The sequence below is a fragment of the Xenorhabdus ehlersii genome, from assembly GCF_003610465.1.
Taxonomy (GTDB): Bacteria; Pseudomonadota; Gammaproteobacteria; order Enterobacterales; family Enterobacteriaceae; genus Xenorhabdus; species Xenorhabdus ehlersii.
Genome location: NZ_RAQI01000001.1, coordinates 1,120,910 through 1,136,167 on the forward strand (window position 1 = coordinate 1,120,910; position 15,258 = coordinate 1,136,167).

Annotated in this window: 14 protein-coding genes; 8 read left to right on the forward strand and 6 right to left on the reverse strand. The window is 43.2% G+C overall.

What is annotated here, in order from left to right:
* Nucleotides 1–102: 102 nt before the first annotated feature.
* The 4 genes from BDE27_RS05375 (at nucleotide 103) to BDE27_RS05390 (ending at nucleotide 3,124) form a co-directional block, all read left to right on the forward strand.
* Nucleotides 103–477, forward strand: coding sequence for a HupA family protein (locus BDE27_RS05375; protein ID WP_120211316.1), 375 nt, complete (start codon nucleotides 103–105; stop codon nucleotides 475–477).
* Nucleotides 446–676 (forward strand): hypothetical protein, encoded by a 231-nt coding sequence (locus BDE27_RS05380; RefSeq protein WP_120211317.1) that lies wholly within the window; start codon nucleotides 446–448, stop codon nucleotides 674–676. The genes BDE27_RS05375 and BDE27_RS05380 overlap by 32 nt, the downstream gene beginning before the upstream one ends.
* Nucleotides 677–966: 290 nt before the next feature.
* Complete coding sequence (locus BDE27_RS05385) at nucleotides 967–1,515, forward strand: HupA family protein (protein ID WP_099132919.1); 549 nt, start codon at nucleotides 967–969, stop codon at nucleotides 1,513–1,515.
* Nucleotides 1,516–1,636: 121 nt separating this feature from the next.
* Complete coding sequence (locus BDE27_RS05390; RefSeq protein WP_099132977.1) at nucleotides 1,637–3,124, forward strand: surface lipoprotein assembly modifier; 1,488 nt, start codon at nucleotides 1,637–1,639, stop codon at nucleotides 3,122–3,124.
* Here BDE27_RS05390 and BDE27_RS05395 read toward each other — a convergent pair.
* A complete protein-coding gene (locus BDE27_RS05395; protein WP_099132918.1) occupies nucleotides 3,121–3,885 on the reverse strand; it encodes a GNAT family N-acetyltransferase in 765 nt (254 codons plus the stop codon). The two genes, BDE27_RS05390 and BDE27_RS05395, sit on opposite strands and share 4 nt — an antisense overlap.
* A gap of 561 nt (nucleotides 3,886–4,446) precedes the next feature.
* Between BDE27_RS05395 and BDE27_RS05400 the strand changes: the two genes are divergently transcribed.
* From BDE27_RS05400 to BDE27_RS05415, 4 genes are all read left to right on the forward strand, one after another.
* Nucleotides 4,447–5,190 carry a Slam-dependent surface lipoprotein gene (locus BDE27_RS05400; RefSeq protein ID WP_244208695.1) on the forward strand — a complete coding sequence of 248 codons (744 nt, stop codon included), beginning with the start codon at nucleotides 4,447–4,449 and terminating at the stop codon, nucleotides 5,188–5,190.
* 107 nt (nucleotides 5,191–5,297) lie between these two features.
* Nucleotides 5,298–6,776 (forward strand): surface lipoprotein assembly modifier, encoded by a 1,479-nt coding sequence (locus tag BDE27_RS05405; protein ID WP_244208696.1) that lies wholly within the window; start codon nucleotides 5,298–5,300, stop codon nucleotides 6,774–6,776.
* Between the two features lie 61 nt (nucleotides 6,777–6,837).
* The gene (locus BDE27_RS05410; protein WP_099132915.1) at nucleotides 6,838–9,789 is read left to right on the forward strand and encodes a TonB-dependent receptor domain-containing protein; all 2,952 of its coding nucleotides are present in this window, start codon (nucleotides 6,838–6,840) and stop codon (nucleotides 9,787–9,789) included.
* A 20-nt stretch (nucleotides 9,790–9,809) separates the two neighbouring features.
* Nucleotides 9,810–10,631, forward strand: coding sequence for an energy transducer TonB family protein (locus BDE27_RS05415; protein ID WP_099132914.1), 822 nt, complete (start codon nucleotides 9,810–9,812; stop codon nucleotides 10,629–10,631).
* Nucleotides 10,632–10,694: 63 nt separating this feature from the next.
* Here the strand turns inward: BDE27_RS05415 and mnmE are convergent, their stop codons facing one another.
* From mnmE to rpmH, 5 genes are all read right to left on the reverse strand, one after another.
* Complete coding sequence (gene mnmE, locus BDE27_RS05420) at nucleotides 10,695–12,059, reverse strand: tRNA uridine-5-carboxymethylaminomethyl(34) synthesis GTPase MnmE (RefSeq protein WP_099132913.1); 1,365 nt, start codon at nucleotides 12,057–12,059, stop codon at nucleotides 10,695–10,697.
* Nucleotides 12,060–12,164: 105 nt separating this feature from the next.
* On the reverse strand, nucleotides 12,165–13,781 hold the full coding sequence (gene yidC, locus BDE27_RS05425) for a membrane protein insertase YidC (RefSeq protein WP_099132912.1): 1,617 nt from the start codon (nucleotides 13,779–13,781) through the stop codon (nucleotides 12,165–12,167).
* Nucleotides 13,782–13,783: 2 nt separating this feature from the next.
* A complete protein-coding gene (yidD, locus tag BDE27_RS05430) occupies nucleotides 13,784–14,044 on the reverse strand; it encodes a membrane protein insertion efficiency factor YidD (RefSeq protein ID WP_047771132.1) in 261 nt (86 codons plus the stop codon).
* Complete coding sequence (gene rnpA, locus BDE27_RS05435) at nucleotides 14,008–14,367, reverse strand: ribonuclease P protein component (RefSeq protein ID WP_074018982.1); 360 nt, start codon at nucleotides 14,365–14,367, stop codon at nucleotides 14,008–14,010. The genes yidD and rnpA overlap by 37 nt, the downstream gene beginning before the upstream one ends.
* 17 nt (nucleotides 14,368–14,384) lie before the next feature.
* The gene (gene rpmH, locus BDE27_RS05440) at nucleotides 14,385–14,525 is read right to left on the reverse strand and encodes a 50S ribosomal protein L34 (protein WP_000831330.1); all 141 of its coding nucleotides are present in this window, start codon (nucleotides 14,523–14,525) and stop codon (nucleotides 14,385–14,387) included.
* Nucleotides 14,526–15,258: the final 733 nt, after the last annotated feature.

The window sequence follows — 15,258 nt, forward strand, 5'->3', positions numbered from 1 at the left end:
ATTTTATCTTCAGTGCGTTTTTTGTGCAAAACTTTCACCCGAAAAATTCAGGACGCTCTTATAACAGGATAACAAGACATTCAATACTCTGTGAGGTTGCTTATGAAAAAGCTCAATATATTAATCGCTATGTTAGGCATTATTGGATTTATCACACAAGCTCAGGCAAAAATTGTGGATGGTATAAGCCAGCAAGAGACCAATCCCCATTTTCTGTTCGAGAAGGAAAAGGGGGAAATTTACTTTGGGGAATGGGCACAAAAAACGCCCGATACTTCGGAGATCACCCATACTGTTTTTAATACAGACAAGGAGGTAACAACCAAGCTGCCTGATAATGGCACTGCGGTCTATACAGTAAAAGGCACTCCAGACTTTACTGGCCGTCATTTTCTCTACGGCAAATTAACCGCAAATTTTGATAGCAAAAAAACTGGTTGGCTCAATGAGCAACAGTTCACTAACGATAGGTATTGATGCCAATATAAAGGACAATGGCGAATTTTTAGGTAAGGCCACAGGCAGCGGTACTATTGATAGGGTGTACCATGAGAAAATGGATGGAGTTTCCCTTGGGAAATTCGTTGAATTACCTCATATCACCCCCTTTCTATCAGGGTGGGCCATATTTGATAAAGAGGGACAAGGAATTATATTCAGAGGAACTAAACAGTAATAATTTAATCCCTTCCGAAAACAGTGTCATTTGAGGCACTGTTACCCTTCTTCATTAATATTATTTTTATTTATTTCAAATAATTAAATTCTAATTTACGTAAACGCTAATTTGTGCAAACAATGACATTCAACGAACACAAAACATAATAATAACTTATTATTTACACCACCATTTGTCCAGTATACATTTTATTTTCTGTGCGTTTTTTGTGCAAAACTTTCACCCGAAAAATTCAGGACGTTCTTATAACAGGATAACAAGACATTCAATACTCTGTGAGGCTGCTTATGAAAAAGCTCAATATATTATTAATCTCCATGTTAGGTGTTGTTGGATTTATCGCACAAGCTCAAGCAAAAATTGCGGATAGTATAAACCAGCAAGAAACCAATCCCCATTTTCTGTTCGAGAAGGAAAAGGGGGAAATTTACTTTGGGGAATGGGCACAAAAAACGCCCGATACTTCGGAGATCACCCATACTGTTTTTAATACAGGCAAGGAGGTGACAACCAAACTGCCAGACAGAGGTACTGTAATCTATAACGTAAAAGGCGTTAGCCAAGATAACCGCAAAAACCCCCTCTCCGGTCATTTTGTCGCAGATTTTGATTATTACGTATTGAGTGGCTCAATGAGCAATAGTTCACAAACTGTAGGTATTGAGGCCAAGATAAATGATAACGGCAAGTTTTTAGGTAGCGCCAGAGCCAACGGCATGATTGGGCACACTTTTGGAGAATTATCTGGTGCCAACATTAACTCTTTGGAAGGCCACATTTTATATTATAGCGACAGAACAAAAGACACTGATTTCTTTGGTACTAGAATTAAATAATTAATTCCTCAGAAAACAGTGTCATTTTGGGCACTGTTTTCCTCTTCATCTTCTTTAACTCTATTTATTTCCAAATTGTTTATTTCAAATAAATAGGGGCCTTATGAATCGGGTTTTTGCTATGTCTGATCAAAAAAAAGTGACTGAAAAGGAAATATTTCCAATATTACTTATAGTACTGTTGATCTCATTCCTGTCCCCAGCAGTTTGTGCCAATGAAGATATTAACCACAAGATTTGGCAAGGAGCACGATATAATCAACAACACAATAAACAGAAAAAGAAAGTTCTAAATTCCGTTTCTATAAAAGATCGCTTCTCATTAACCATGACTCATGGACAAGAACTTAAAGTTGAAAACAATCTTAAGGACATCAGTCAAGCACTGTACTTTGCCATTAACCATCAGCAGTGGCAAGACGTCAGACGCCTTCTGCCGATTTATCAAAAAATTCCTGGGTATGATCCGTTACTTAGCGATTTTGCTCAAGGCGGGCTAGCACATCTTAAAGGGAATTTAACGCTTGCTACCTCTTATTATCAAAAGATCCTACGTCAAAAACCGAATTTTACCCGCATTAAACTGGAACTGGCTCGTATTTATTTTGAAGATCACAAAAACCAAGAATCCGCTCAGTTATTTAAAGAAATCAGTAAACAATATCAGTTACCAGACATGGTCTTGAAGAATATTGACCGTTATCTGGCTGCAATAACCTCAAGAAATGATTGGAGCGGTTCATTCTCATTTGGCTATGCCTATGACGATAATATCAATATGTCTCCAAATCAGAAACCCATCTGCCTACGTTCCATAAAGGGAAAGTGCATAATTGAACGTGGCGTGCCAAAATCTATCAAAGCATGGGGTGGGACTTACAGCGCTACCTTAAGCCGACGTTACCAGCTTGTCGGCCATCACGGCATTTTTGGCCGAGGTCTGATTTATGGTGAAAATTATCCCAATTATCACGACGAAAACGAAAATATGTTCCTGCTGATCAGTGGCTACAACTATAAAAACAGGAGCCATGATTTCTCCTTTGGCCCCTTATTTGAATATCAACAGCGTGCAGGGAATACCGAATACCATGCCATCGGTGCCAAAATAGAATGGCAGTGGGCTATCACCGAACAAACCGCCCTTAATGTTGAATTTGGACATAAAAAATTGAGTTATCAGCCGCTTTACCGCAGGAAAGACGGCGAACTTTCCTCATCCTATTTCAGCCTATCTCATGCCATCAATGATAAATTAGTTCTGTTTGGTGGTGGCAATTGGAGCTATCGAAATAATCAACAACCAATGGCTCGCTATCAACAATGGGGAGTAAGTGCGGGAATAGCTGGGCAACTCTATTCCCGCATTAATGGCTCGCTGCTTGTCACACTGAGAAAACAACGCTTCGGCGCTTACAGCCCATTATTGGGTGCCAGACGCCAGGATAATGAACAAATCTATACTGCCGCCATTAAATTTCCTGCCACTAAGATATTGGGCATGACACCATCTTTAACTTTCCACCATCGACACAATCACAGTAATGTGAACTGGTTATACAGTTACGATAAAAACGAAGTACAGATACAGTTAGAGAAATATTTTTAATCAAGACTGTGGTACATCCACAAATTAGGCTCAATGTAATAAGCCATCTGTTTTTCAACATCTACCACCAATGGCACCAGACCACCCGGAATGACGTATTCCCCGCTTTGCGGAAACTTCATGCCTGTCCATTCCTGCCACTGTTCCAAAGTGCCATAAATATCCATGGAACGCAGGGCAGGCTTAATGATTTTGGCACCTAATCGACAATGGGTGCGGATCCACGGATCAAACGATTCGCCTTTATCATTTTTCCATCCGCAATATTCGATGAAGTCTTGCAGGGGATATTGGCTTTTCAAACTCGGCCTGACAGGAACAACCAGACCCTGTAAGCCTTCATCTCTGGCAGTCTGTTTCAAACTATTAATCAATAAAGCAGGAATATTTTTCCCGCGGAACGCAGGATCAACCGTCACACTCAGGGCAGACACCAGATTGGCTTGCATCTTTCCTCTCGCCGTCACACCAGCGTCAAATACAGCATCCCATCCTTCATCAGGCAATTGATCTAATGAGCGATTTTCCCAAGGAAAAGGAATTGAGTTCAGTAAACCAATAAGACGCTCTTCGTTCCCCTGTTGCAGAATGGCAAGTTTTTGAAAGTGATTAAAACCCGGTTCATATAATTTGTGCCAATGTTGCTCAGCAACTGCATCATAATTCATAAATAGAGGCCAATTGTTATCAATAAGCTCCTCTACCTTATCACCAAGATCGGTCCTTTCTTCAGCAGACTGAATAACAATTTTTGCTTCCATAATGCATCTCCAATTAGGCTTTCTCTGCCAGATAAATATATGAAAACTGATATACCCTTTATTCTTTTAAATGGCGGTTTTCTACAACGCAGAAAATAAAGATATGGGTAAACATTTATTTGATTGGTTCTTTGCGCTCAAATTTCACCATAACTCATTATTTTCCACAATAAAGGATGAATATTTCCCCATATAAAATATATGTATTAACTTTATTTAATTATATGAGTCGTTATATAACACTATTAATTTAATTACATTAGAAACTTTTTTAGTGCTAATTAACTTGTTAATAACAAAATAACCTCAGTAAATAAAATCTACCAACCTCACATTTTAAAAAAAAATCAGATAGATTAAACCTTACCCAAAATGCAAAAAATAAAATAAAAATCAATAAAATAAAAAAAGATATTGACTAATAAACCCTATTATTAGTGAAACAAATAATAATAATTATCATTTACATTATCATTTGAACGGTGTACTTTTTTCTCGCGCGATAGATCAGGCCGTTTTTAAGATTGGGTAACGAGGGATCCCCCATTCCAAACGAGGATAATGATGAAAAAGTTCAACGTATTAATCGCCGCTTTAGGCACATTGGGATTTATGGCACAGGCTCAGGCAGAAGTCGGTTTTGGGCAGAATCAAATAAGCACGCCATCATATGTTAAGGTTGGTGCAACCGAAACGGGTTCAAATTCACATGGTGGTGCGAGTGGTGCCCCTGGCATTGGGGTCAGTTCAATCGGTGGAGGAAAACTCATCGGTTTTTCTGGCTTGACTCGCATGGCACCAGAGGACAGTAATGGGATTCATAACATCTCAAGAGCAGGTGCACCAGGCTCTCATGGCGGTATGGGTGTATTCCATTTCAGCAAAGTTGCCAATGCTGACGTTTACTTCGGTGAATGGTCTCAGACCGGTCAAGCTGGTGATAACACCCATACGGTTTACTATGCAGGCAAGGATATCACCACCAATATGCCAACCGATGGTACAGCAACCTATGTGGTGCAAGGTATTAACCAATACAGTGGTGACAATGCACTCTCTGGTACATTGACCGCAAACTTTGGTGAGCAAACGCTGGTTGGCTCTATGTCAAATACTGCGATGACATTAAATATCGATGCCGATATCTATGATGATGCCAGGTTTGAGGGTGATGCCAAGATTGGTGCTCTTGATGGGACAACTCAAGGTCACTTCTTTGGTGACAGTGCTTCCAGTCTGGCCGGATATGCCAGATTTGAAGGTGACAGTTCCAAAGATACCGCTTTTGGTGGTTCTAAACAGTAGTCATTAATTTTTCAGAGAACAATGCCAAAATGGCATTGTTCTCTGTTTTATTTAACGGATTTATTTATTGCCATTTATTTTTAACGTGGGCTTTGTGATCTGGTTTTATGATGTCTGATAATAGAACAACCCCTATATTATTAACGGCACTTATGGCTTTATGCCTGTCCCTGCCAACATATGCCGATGAAGATACCAGCCACAAAATCTGGCAGGAAACACAGCACAATCAACGAAAAAATGAAGCCAATCTGATTACACCCGACCCCGTTTTTACTAAAAATGGTTCATCGTTAATTGTTATTAATGGACAAACATTTCAGGTAGAAAACAACCTGAATGATATCAGCCAAGCTCTCTACCTTGCCATCAACCACCAACAGTGGTCAGATGTCAAACGTTTTCTGACTACTTACCAAAAAATGCCAGGGCATGATGTTATGTTGGTCTCCTTTGCTCAGGGTAGCCTGGCTCGCTTTGAAGGAAACTTGGACCTCGCTGCCTATCATTATCAACAAATTCTGAACCAACAATCGGACTTCACTCGTATTAAATTGGAACTGGCCCGCGTCTATTTTGAAGATCATAAAAATCGGGAATCTGAACAACTGTTTACCGGATTAAGCAAACAGCACGAATTACCAGAAACGGTTGTGAAAAATATCGACAGCTATCTAAAAGCAATAGCACTGAGAAATGGCTGGCGCGGCTCTTTCTCCGTCGGTTATGCCTATAACGATAATGTGAATATGTCTTCCCAGTCTCCCCCCACTTGTCTAATCCCTAATCCTAACGGTGGCTGCCATAAAGAACGCCATATACCAAAAGCCATCAAAGCGTGGGGCATGTCTTATGATGCGACATTAAGCCGACGTTACCAACTTTCCGGTCATCATGGCATTTTTGGCCGCGGCTTGATTTATGGTGAAAACTATCGTGATTACCATGATGAAAACGAGAATACATTTCTGCTGGTCGGGGGATACAACTATAAAAGCAGTAACCACGATGTCTCCTTCGGCCCTCTGTATGAATATAAACAACGTGCTGGTTATCCCTTCTCTCACTCCATAGGTGCCAAAACAGAATGGAGATGGGTATTAACCAAGCAAACAGCCCTTAATGTTGAACTTGAGCATAAGCAACTGCGACATAAACAAACTTACCGTTGGAAAAATGGTGAACTTACCTCTTCCTACCTCACCCTATCCCATGCTATCAGCAAAGAATTTGTTCTGTTTGGCGGTGGTGACTGGGTATATCGGAATAACGACCAGCATCCTACTGATAGTTATCAACAATGGGGCTTTCGGGCAGGGATAGCCGGGCAGATTTATACTGGTATTAATGGCTCACTGTTTGCCACGCTAAGAGTCCGCCACTTTGATGCTTATAACCCGATATTTGAAGTTAAACGGCAAGAAAATGAGCAAATATATACCGCTGTTATTAAAGTCCCTGCCGCTGAAATATGGGGTATGACACCTTCTTTCACTTTCCGCCATCGACGTAATCACAGCAATGTGGATTGGCTGTACAGCTATAACAAAAACGAAGTGCTAATCAGACTGGAAAAGTATTTTTAATCAAAGTGTTATGTTTTTTATTTATGTGATGATAATCGACAAAGCGAGGCAAGAGACATCAATGGTATATCGAGTTAAAACACAGTTTACCCCTATAACAATTGCATTGTCACTGGCCTTTTCACTGACAGCCTCCCCCCTATTTGCTGAATCCGAACCTACGGTCACAACCGCAAACAGCAAAACTGATCTGGGCAAGATTCGTGTCACAGATAACAGCGCTAAAGATGAAGAGGGTTATAACGCAGTCTATGACAAAGATATCTCCAATATCTACATCGGCAAAAAACAAATAGAACGTTACAAAGGGGCCTCTCCTGCCGATTTACTGAAAGATGCGGTTGGCGTATATAGCGGTGACGCCCGCAATAGTAGTGCTCTGGATGTCAATATCCGTGGCATTCAGGGACAGGGGCGAATTCCCGTCACCATTGATGGCACAGAACAAGCTATTACCGTAGGGCGTGGTTATAATGGAGCCAATAACCGTAACTACATCGATCCAAATTTAATCAGTAGCATTGAAATCGAAAAGGGTCCTTCACTAAGCCGTGGAATTAAAAGTTCTGTCGGCGGCGCTGTATCCATCAAAACATTAAGTATTGATGATGTGGTGCCGAAAGGGGAAACTTTTGGCATCAATGCTAAACTGGAAACCAGTAGCAACTCAGTGAGAGAGCGCACACCGTCCCTATCATTGGGACAAGACTACCGCGATATTCCTAACTTTATCCAAAATAAGGTTGAAACCGATCCGGAGTTGCAAGTTACGCCTCATTCATCGAAAGACAATAAACTGTTTGGCTTCAAAGATAATGCCTTCCGTTTCGCATTAGGAACACGGCAGGAATATTTTGACCTAATGCTGGCCTATGCATACCGTCGTCAGGGTAACTATTTTGCCGGAAAAGGTGGTGCCCATCGCTATGATGAACCCATTACGGAAAATGACAGGGAACTCATGAAGAATGTCCAGACAACACTGGACCCATATCTGCCTTTTGCGGCTCGTATCTATCGCCCCGGCAATGAAGTTCCCAATACTTCCAGTGAAATGCGTTCTGTATTAATTAAAAATACTTGGCGTTTCACCGAAGATCAGACTCTACAGTTGGGGTTTCGTCATACCCATATGGAATTTGGTGATATCATGCCTTCGCGCTTGGGCTGGGTTACACCCGAAAAAAATAAAGTTCCTCAATGGCCATTAGCGAAAGTTCACCAGAAAGCTGCTAACCTGACCTATAAATGGCAGCCTGAGAATAACCCCTATGTCGACTTCGACATGAACTTATGGACAACTCGCACCACCAGCAATACCAACACCGCCGGAGGATATCCTCGCACTCCCACCGATAGAGACTGGCGTTGGGAAGATGGCCTTGAGGGCAGAAACGCCAATATTGATGGCACATTGATCAATACCGCCATCACCCATTCTCAAAACAATCGTTGGGGTGTCGATCTTTCCAATAAATTTACCCTACACCCTAGTTTAGAGCTGACCTTAATGGGGAATTTCAAACGGGAACGCCTCGATTCCAATGATGATTATAATTCAACCAATCTATATTTCTTCCAGTCACCGGCGCGGAAAGGACAACGTCAGGAAATCAATCTCGCCTTTAACTTTAACTGGCGGCCAGCTTCATGGCTGGAGCTGAATGCTGGAGCCAAGCGCGTTTCTTATTGGTCTCAAGATGATTTACTTAATGAACGACGTGCCGCAAGAGATGACCGTTACCAGAAACAACGGGAAACCATTGGCCATGCAATGAGTTATTACCAAACGCCGACAGCAAAAGAATCTGATTATCTCAAGAAAAGATTGCATGGAAAATTGAGCCGAAAAGAACGCAAGGAATTGTCTAATAAATTAAAAGAAATAGGTTTATCAACCAACTCTATTCTTGATCGTGATGGGCAAAAACGCTATATGGTTCTAAAAGAATTCACTTGGAATTACGATCCTAACAATGGCAAACTGAGTAAAAACAGTAACCCCTATTTCAATGATCAACTGGATATGAATGAAAAGGTTATCGATCCAATCAGTGGCAAAGAAGCTTATAAATATGAGTACGGCGAAAAAGTGGATGCCAATGGCGTACCAGGCCCTGCTGTTGACGATCCTTGGGAACCTGCGCCAAAACGTAAGGATCACGCTTGGGCACCTACTTTCTCCGCGACGGCCTATGTCACCGACAATTTCCGTATCTACGCCCGCTATGCCGAAGCAGTAAGAATGCCCAGCATTTTTGAAGATACCGTCGGTTTTTCAGGCTCTACAACCAACCAAATAGGCCATAAATTCAAACCTGAACGTGCCAAAACCGCGGAAGTCGGCTTAGTCTACGATTTCAGCCAATTAGTCGAAGCTGAACGCCATGCCGATATCAAACTCTCCTATTACAACACCATCATTGAAAATGTGTTCGACAGGGACAATACCTATAAATTCTCCCAATTGGATAAACAGAAATTGGCTGGTTTGGAACTACAGGCACGTTATGACAACGGCAGTTTCTTTGCCGATATGGGGTTGGTCTATAACATGAAAAACAAGGTATGTGATAGTAATTCTGTCATGAGACTGGATTCCCAGAATCGTTATGGCATACCTGAATGTATTGATGGCGGTTTCCCTGGCGGTTATTTGCGCACCTCTATCCAGCCAGAATACTCAGCTAACCTGACCGTCGGCGGCCGCCTGTTTGATGAAAAACTGGAACTAGGCAGCCGAATGCTCTACCACAGCAAGGCAGAAAACAAAGATGAAAAATGGCTGATGAATGCCTTACCAGACATTTATAAGGGGCAATCCAATAACCCAATGCGCTGGAATCCGGTGTTTACGGTTGATGCCTATATCAGCTACCAAATCACTCCCTCTATATCAATGGAGTTAACTGGCACAAACCTAACTAACCGCTACTATCTCGATCCGCTGACACGTTCGATGATTCCAGCGCCGGGCAGAACTTTTAAACTCAGTTTGACCAGCCAGTTTTAAGGACTTGATTAGAGGATAGTATGACCAACACAGCCATATTAGATAATCCAGCCGCTTGTTTTCCATTGATTCCCAGAAGAAGATTGCTGGTTGGTATCCTAATCGCCATTTTATTCCATACCAGTCTAATATGGTTGTTTAACCGACATACTCCATATGATGATGACACTGCACATCATATCAACAGTGACGCTTCTACTCTGGGGTTATCTATTACGATGGTTGCTGCCCCATCGTGGGAAAATAAGCCGGAGCCTGTTTCTCCTCCAGCCCCACTTTTGACTGCACCGGAATCACCAATAAAACCGGAACTCGCGCTGGATAAAGCCATTCACCCTGAAAATAAGGTAGCCAAACCGCCAGCAGCCGATAAACCCAAGAAACGTCAAAAGCAACAGAAAGAAAAACCGCAAGAAATGGCAGAAAAGAAAACCACCCAATCACCGCAGGTACAGAAAGACAATCAGACAGAGCAGGAAACGCACGGTAGCGATCAGGCTAATTCAGAAGGCAGTATGAGCCGCGCGGCAACGTCACAACCCTTGGTGGGGCAAGGAAATAGCGAAGTGGACAATTACTATGCAAGACTGAGGCAAGAAATTGAACGCCATAAACGCTATCCCCGCAAGGCAAAGAGGATGAAGCAACAAGGTATAGTCACAGTTAATTTTACCCTGCTAGACGACGGCACATTAGCTGCTGCCAAGGTAGTTAATTCCTCTGGCAATAGCACACTGGATAATGCCGCACTTGATGCTATCAATAATGCCAATTCAGTTGGCCCCATACCAGCAGGCACAGGGTCTAACGTTACACTGACCCTCGATTTTACATTGAGGTAAATCCCACCTCGCTTTCAAGCGGAGCGAGGATTGAGTATCATTGTGGCTAATCAGCTAATGATATTATTTCCCAATACAGAAACTGGAAAAAATCCGCCCAAGTAAATCATCGGAAGTGAATTCACCGGTGATTTCACTCAATGCTTGCTGTGCCAAACGCAGTTCTTCTGCCAGCAGTTCCCCTGAACGGGCAAAAACGAGCTGTTGATGGCCTTCCTGTAAATGTTCCGCTGCTGTGTTTAATGCCTGCAAGTGACGACGACGGGCAAGGAAACCACCTTCTGTATTGCTGTTAAAACCCATAGTTTCTTTTAGGTGATCACGCAGAAAATCGATACCTTCCCCATCACGGGCAGAGAGACGAATTAATGTATAGCCACTGACTTCCGTAACGCCCGTTTCTTCCTCAGTCATATCTGTCTTATTGCGAATGACGGTAACAGGCAGCGATTCTGACAGCTTAGCCATAAATTCCGGCCAGATTTGCGCAGGTTCAATGGCATCCGTTGTCGTACTGTCCACCATAAACAGCACGCGATCCGCTTGCTCAATTTCCTGCCATGCCCGCTCAATACCAATACGTTCCACCTCATCACTGGCTTCGCGCAAGCCGGCCGTATCAATCACATGTAGCGGCATTCCATCAATATGGATATGTTCACGCAAAACATCGCGCGTTGTACCCGCAATATCAGTCACAATCGCGGCTTCACGGCCTGCCAATGCATTGAGCAAACTGGATTTACCTGCATTTGGGCGCCCTGCAATCACAACTTTCATGCCTTCACGTAACAAACTGCCCTGACGCGCCTGTGAACAAACGTGCTCCAGTTCTGCGATCACTTCATCTAACTTAGCTTCTATCTTGCCATCGGAAAGGAAATCAATCTCTTCATCAGGAAAATCAATCGCGGCTTCAACGTAGATCCGCAAGTTAGTCAGCGCTTCTACCATTTGATGTACTTGGTTAGAGAACGTGCCTTGCAAAGAATTCATCGCGGAACGTGCTGCCTGTTCAGAACTGGCGTCGATCAAATCTGCAATGGCTTCTGCCTGTGCCAAGTCAAGTTTATCATTGAGGAAAGCACGTTCAGAGAATTCGCCTGGATTGGCAATGCGTACACCGGAAATAGTCAGAATACGCTTTAATAGCAAATCCAGAATAACCGGCCCACCGTGCCCTTGAAGCTCCAGAATATCTTCCCCCGTAAATGAATTAGGGCCAGGGAAATAAAGTGCAATGCCTTGATCAAGTACAGAACCATCTGCATCACAGAAGGGAAGGTAATCGGCATAACGAGGTTTTGGGAGTTTGCCCAATACCACCTCAGCAACTTCCGCAGCTTTAGAGCCAGAAATACGCAGAATGCCTACACCGCCTCGTCCCGGAGGAGTGGCCTGAGCGACTATCGTATCGGTGGTATTCATGAAATTCTCTCTTTTGACCTATATTCGTTATCTTTCAAAACTAAAATAATAAAGGCGGCCAATGACCGCCTTCCACTTATATTTGTTTTAATTTAAAAAAACCAGCTACTTTTTCTCGCGGGTATGTAAGCCACGTTTTTCCAGACTGCGGAAAATAACTTGCTGCTGGATAATGGTAACCAGGTTACTAACGATGTAGTACAACACCAGACCAGATGGGAACCACAGGAAGAAGACAGTGAACACGACAGGCATGTAGGTCATGATCTTCTGCTGCATTGGGTCAGTCACGGTAGTCGGCGACAGTTTCTGGATAACAAACATGGTCACACCCATCAGCAATGGCAAGATATAGTAAGGATCTTGGGCAGACAAATCCTTAATCCAACCAATGAATGGTGCATGGCGCAACTCAACAGAACCCATCAACATGTAATACAACGCCAGGAAGATTGGCATCTGAATCACCAGAGGCAAACAGCCACCCAGCGGATTCACTTTCTCTGTTTTATATAGCGCCATCATTTCCTGGCTCATGCGCTGGCGATCATCACCAAAACGCTCACGCATCGCCGTGATTTTTGGTTGCAGCAGGCGCATTTTCGCCATTGAAGTGTATTGCGCCTTGGTCAACGGATACATGATACCGCGCACGATAAAGGTAATCGCAATAATGGAGAAGCCCCAGTTACCGATGAACTCATGCAGGAATTTCAGCAACTTGAATAATGGCTGAGAAATAAACCACAACCAACCGTAATCCACGGTCAGATCCAGATGTGGTGCAACCGCTGCCATTTTGTCCTGAATTTCAGGGCCAACCCACAGGGTAGAAGAGATATTCTGCTGGCTGTTTGGCGCAATATTGATGTCTTCACCTTTGTACCCGATGATCGCCATTTTTTGGTTTTTCAGGTCTTTGGTATAGAAAGTACTGGTTTTGCCTTCTCCCGGAACCCACGCAGTGGCGAAATATTGCTGGAGCATCGCTACCCAGCCACCTTTTGTGGTCACGGAAAGCGCTTTACTTTCAATATCATCAAATTTGTATTTTTCGTATTTTTCTTCATCAGAAGAGTAAGCAGCACCACGATAAGTATGCAGGGCAAAGTTGCTGCTGCCAGTATCACGATGTTTTGGCAGCTCAACGCTCTGCTTCAACTGACCGAAAAACGCCATCTGTAATGGTTTATCGGTGACGTTATTGACGTTGTAATCAACAGAAACTGCATAGTCGCCACGTTTTAAAACGAAAGTCTTGACATAAACAACGCCGTCCGGCGCAGTATAAGTCATTGGAATACGCAATTCATTCTGACCATCAGCCAAAACAAAGCTATCCTGAGTGGCATGATAAAGTGGGCGTTCAGCTTGATTATCTGGACCATTGATACCCGTTAATCCACTTTGAGCCTGATAAGTGAATTCAGGGGTTGTTTCCAGCAATTTGAACGGAGTTTTGGAACCGAGAGTATCAGGATAGGCCAGCAGATCAGCCTCCTCGATATCACCGCCACGAGTATTAATGTGCAATGAAAGCACATCCGTTTTCACGGTGATCAGTTTACCTTGCCCACTGCTTGCTTCGCTACTCAGCGTAGTATTTGCTTGCTGCGTGATCTGGGCCGTTGGTTGTGGGTTTTTATCATTTTCCCACGCCTGCCAGACCAAGAACGAAACAAACAGCAGAGCGATGAGAAGAAGATTGCGTTGCGAATCCATCGTTAATGTTCTCTGTTATCGTCGTTTTTTTTAGGTGGGACAGGATCATCACCACCTTCGTGTAAAGGGTGGCATTTTAATACGCGTTTCACTGTTAACCAACTGCCTTTTATCATCCCAAACCTGCGCAATGCCTCTATACCATAGTGGGAACAGGTAGGATTGAAACGACAACGAGGCCCCAGCAGTGGACTAATCACTAACTGGTAGCCTCTGATCAAAGCAATCAGGAGGCGCGAGCCAAGCGACAGTGACGACGCCATAATTTGCCCAAAGCTTCCGTTAGCTCACGGTTATCGAGCTCAGCGACCCCTTTCCTCACCAAAACCACAAAATCCATTGGAGGCAATTTATGCTGGTTTAAACGAAAACTTTCACGAGCTAGTCGCTTGATACGATTACGCTCATGGGCGCGTTTAACATTTTTTTTGGCGACGGTTAGACCGATGCGGGGATGCCCCAGCTCATTCAAGCGCCCAAGAATAGTTATCTCTGCGGAGCTTGCCCGTTGCGGCTGCTGGAAAACATAAGTGAAATGCTCGGGAGTTAACAAACGTAACTCCCTCGGAAAAGCGAGCTTAACCACTTGGTTGGTTAGCTTTATTACTTAGAAACAGTCAGACGAGCACGGCCTTTCGCACGACGGCGAGCCAGAACCTGACGACCATTTTTAGTGGCCATACGAGCGCGGAAGCCGTGAGAACGGTTACGCTTCAGTACGGATGGTTGAAAAGTGCGTTTCATAGCGATTTCTACCTAGCTTAAAATTTGTTACTGATTCAGCAAATGCGTTGGCGACCAGTGAGAATAAAGTAGACACCGATGCCTCAGTCGCAACATCAATATATAGAAAGAGGCAGGATTGTAATAAAATGTACTACCCCTCGTCAATCTAAGATAATGCGAGCCTGACCGCCTCCCTGTCGGATTTTTTTATTTCAATCAATCACAGACAGGTCAGACTTTTTGCTACCCGAAGTGCTAACCCCAAATTCTCACCAGACCTAACCGGAAAAAATCGTTGGCATAACACGCAGGGTGCAAGATTATACGGACTGTGTAATAAAGCGCAAGGATCATACACAGATCGTTGCATTCTTAATGTGTGAACATAACATCATTTGCATATTGAATTTCAAACGATAATTAAATGAAGTTTGCTATATACCATGATTCCACTACAGTATCTCTTATGGGCCTTTATATTCTGCAAGTGCCAAAGCATGGTGATCTCCCTGTGGATAAAAAGCGTCAAAGCTGTGTAAAAGAATGAGGATTTGTGTCGTCTTTTGCGTTATGATCGTTGATCCCGATCCCAGTCTCTCTATATACAGATTATGTGGATTTCTGGGGAGCGATGATGTTAAAAATCGCCACAAGGTACATGCTATCTTCCTCGCCACGAGGAATAACGCCTTGTGCCCAATATAACGTATCTTTTATTCCGGTTTCTTTTATTGGTCTTGTTTTAGGGGAG

Excerpts from the sequence above, each read along its gene's own strand:
- BDE27_RS05375 (WP_120211316.1), top strand. The coding sequence starts at position 103 with ATGAAAAAGCTCAATATATTAATCGCTATGTTAGGCATTATTGGATTT.
- BDE27_RS05380 (WP_120211317.1), top strand. The coding sequence starts at position 446 with ATGAGCAACAGTTCACTAACGATAGGTATTGATGCCAATATAAAGGAC.
- BDE27_RS05385 (WP_099132919.1), top strand. The coding sequence starts at position 967 with ATGAAAAAGCTCAATATATTATTAATCTCCATGTTAGGTGTTGTTGGA.
- BDE27_RS05390 (WP_099132977.1), top strand. The coding sequence starts at position 1,637 with ATGTCTGATCAAAAAAAAGTGACTGAAAAGGAAATATTTCCAATATTA.
- BDE27_RS05395 (WP_099132918.1), bottom strand. The coding sequence starts at position 3,885 with ATGGAAGCAAAAATTGTTATTCAGTCTGCTGAAGAAAGGACCGATCTT.
- BDE27_RS05400 (WP_244208695.1), top strand. The coding sequence starts at position 4,447 with ATGATGAAAAAGTTCAACGTATTAATCGCCGCTTTAGGCACATTGGGA.
- BDE27_RS05405 (WP_244208696.1), top strand. The coding sequence starts at position 5,298 with ATGATGTCTGATAATAGAACAACCCCTATATTATTAACGGCACTTATG.
- BDE27_RS05410 (WP_099132915.1), top strand. The coding sequence starts at position 6,838 with ATGGTATATCGAGTTAAAACACAGTTTACCCCTATAACAATTGCATTG.
- BDE27_RS05415 (WP_099132914.1), top strand. The coding sequence starts at position 9,810 with ATGACCAACACAGCCATATTAGATAATCCAGCCGCTTGTTTTCCATTG.
- mnmE (WP_099132913.1), bottom strand. The coding sequence starts at position 12,059 with ATGAATACCACCGATACGATAGTCGCTCAGGCCACTCCTCCGGGACGA.
- yidC (WP_099132912.1), bottom strand. The coding sequence starts at position 13,781 with ATGGATTCGCAACGCAATCTTCTTCTCATCGCTCTGCTGTTTGTTTCG.
- yidD (WP_047771132.1), bottom strand. The coding sequence starts at position 14,044 with ATGGCGTCGTCACTGTCGCTTGGCTCGCGCCTCCTGATTGCTTTGATC.
- rpmH (WP_000831330.1), bottom strand. The coding sequence starts at position 14,525 with ATGAAACGCACTTTTCAACCATCCGTACTGAAGCGTAACCGTTCTCAC.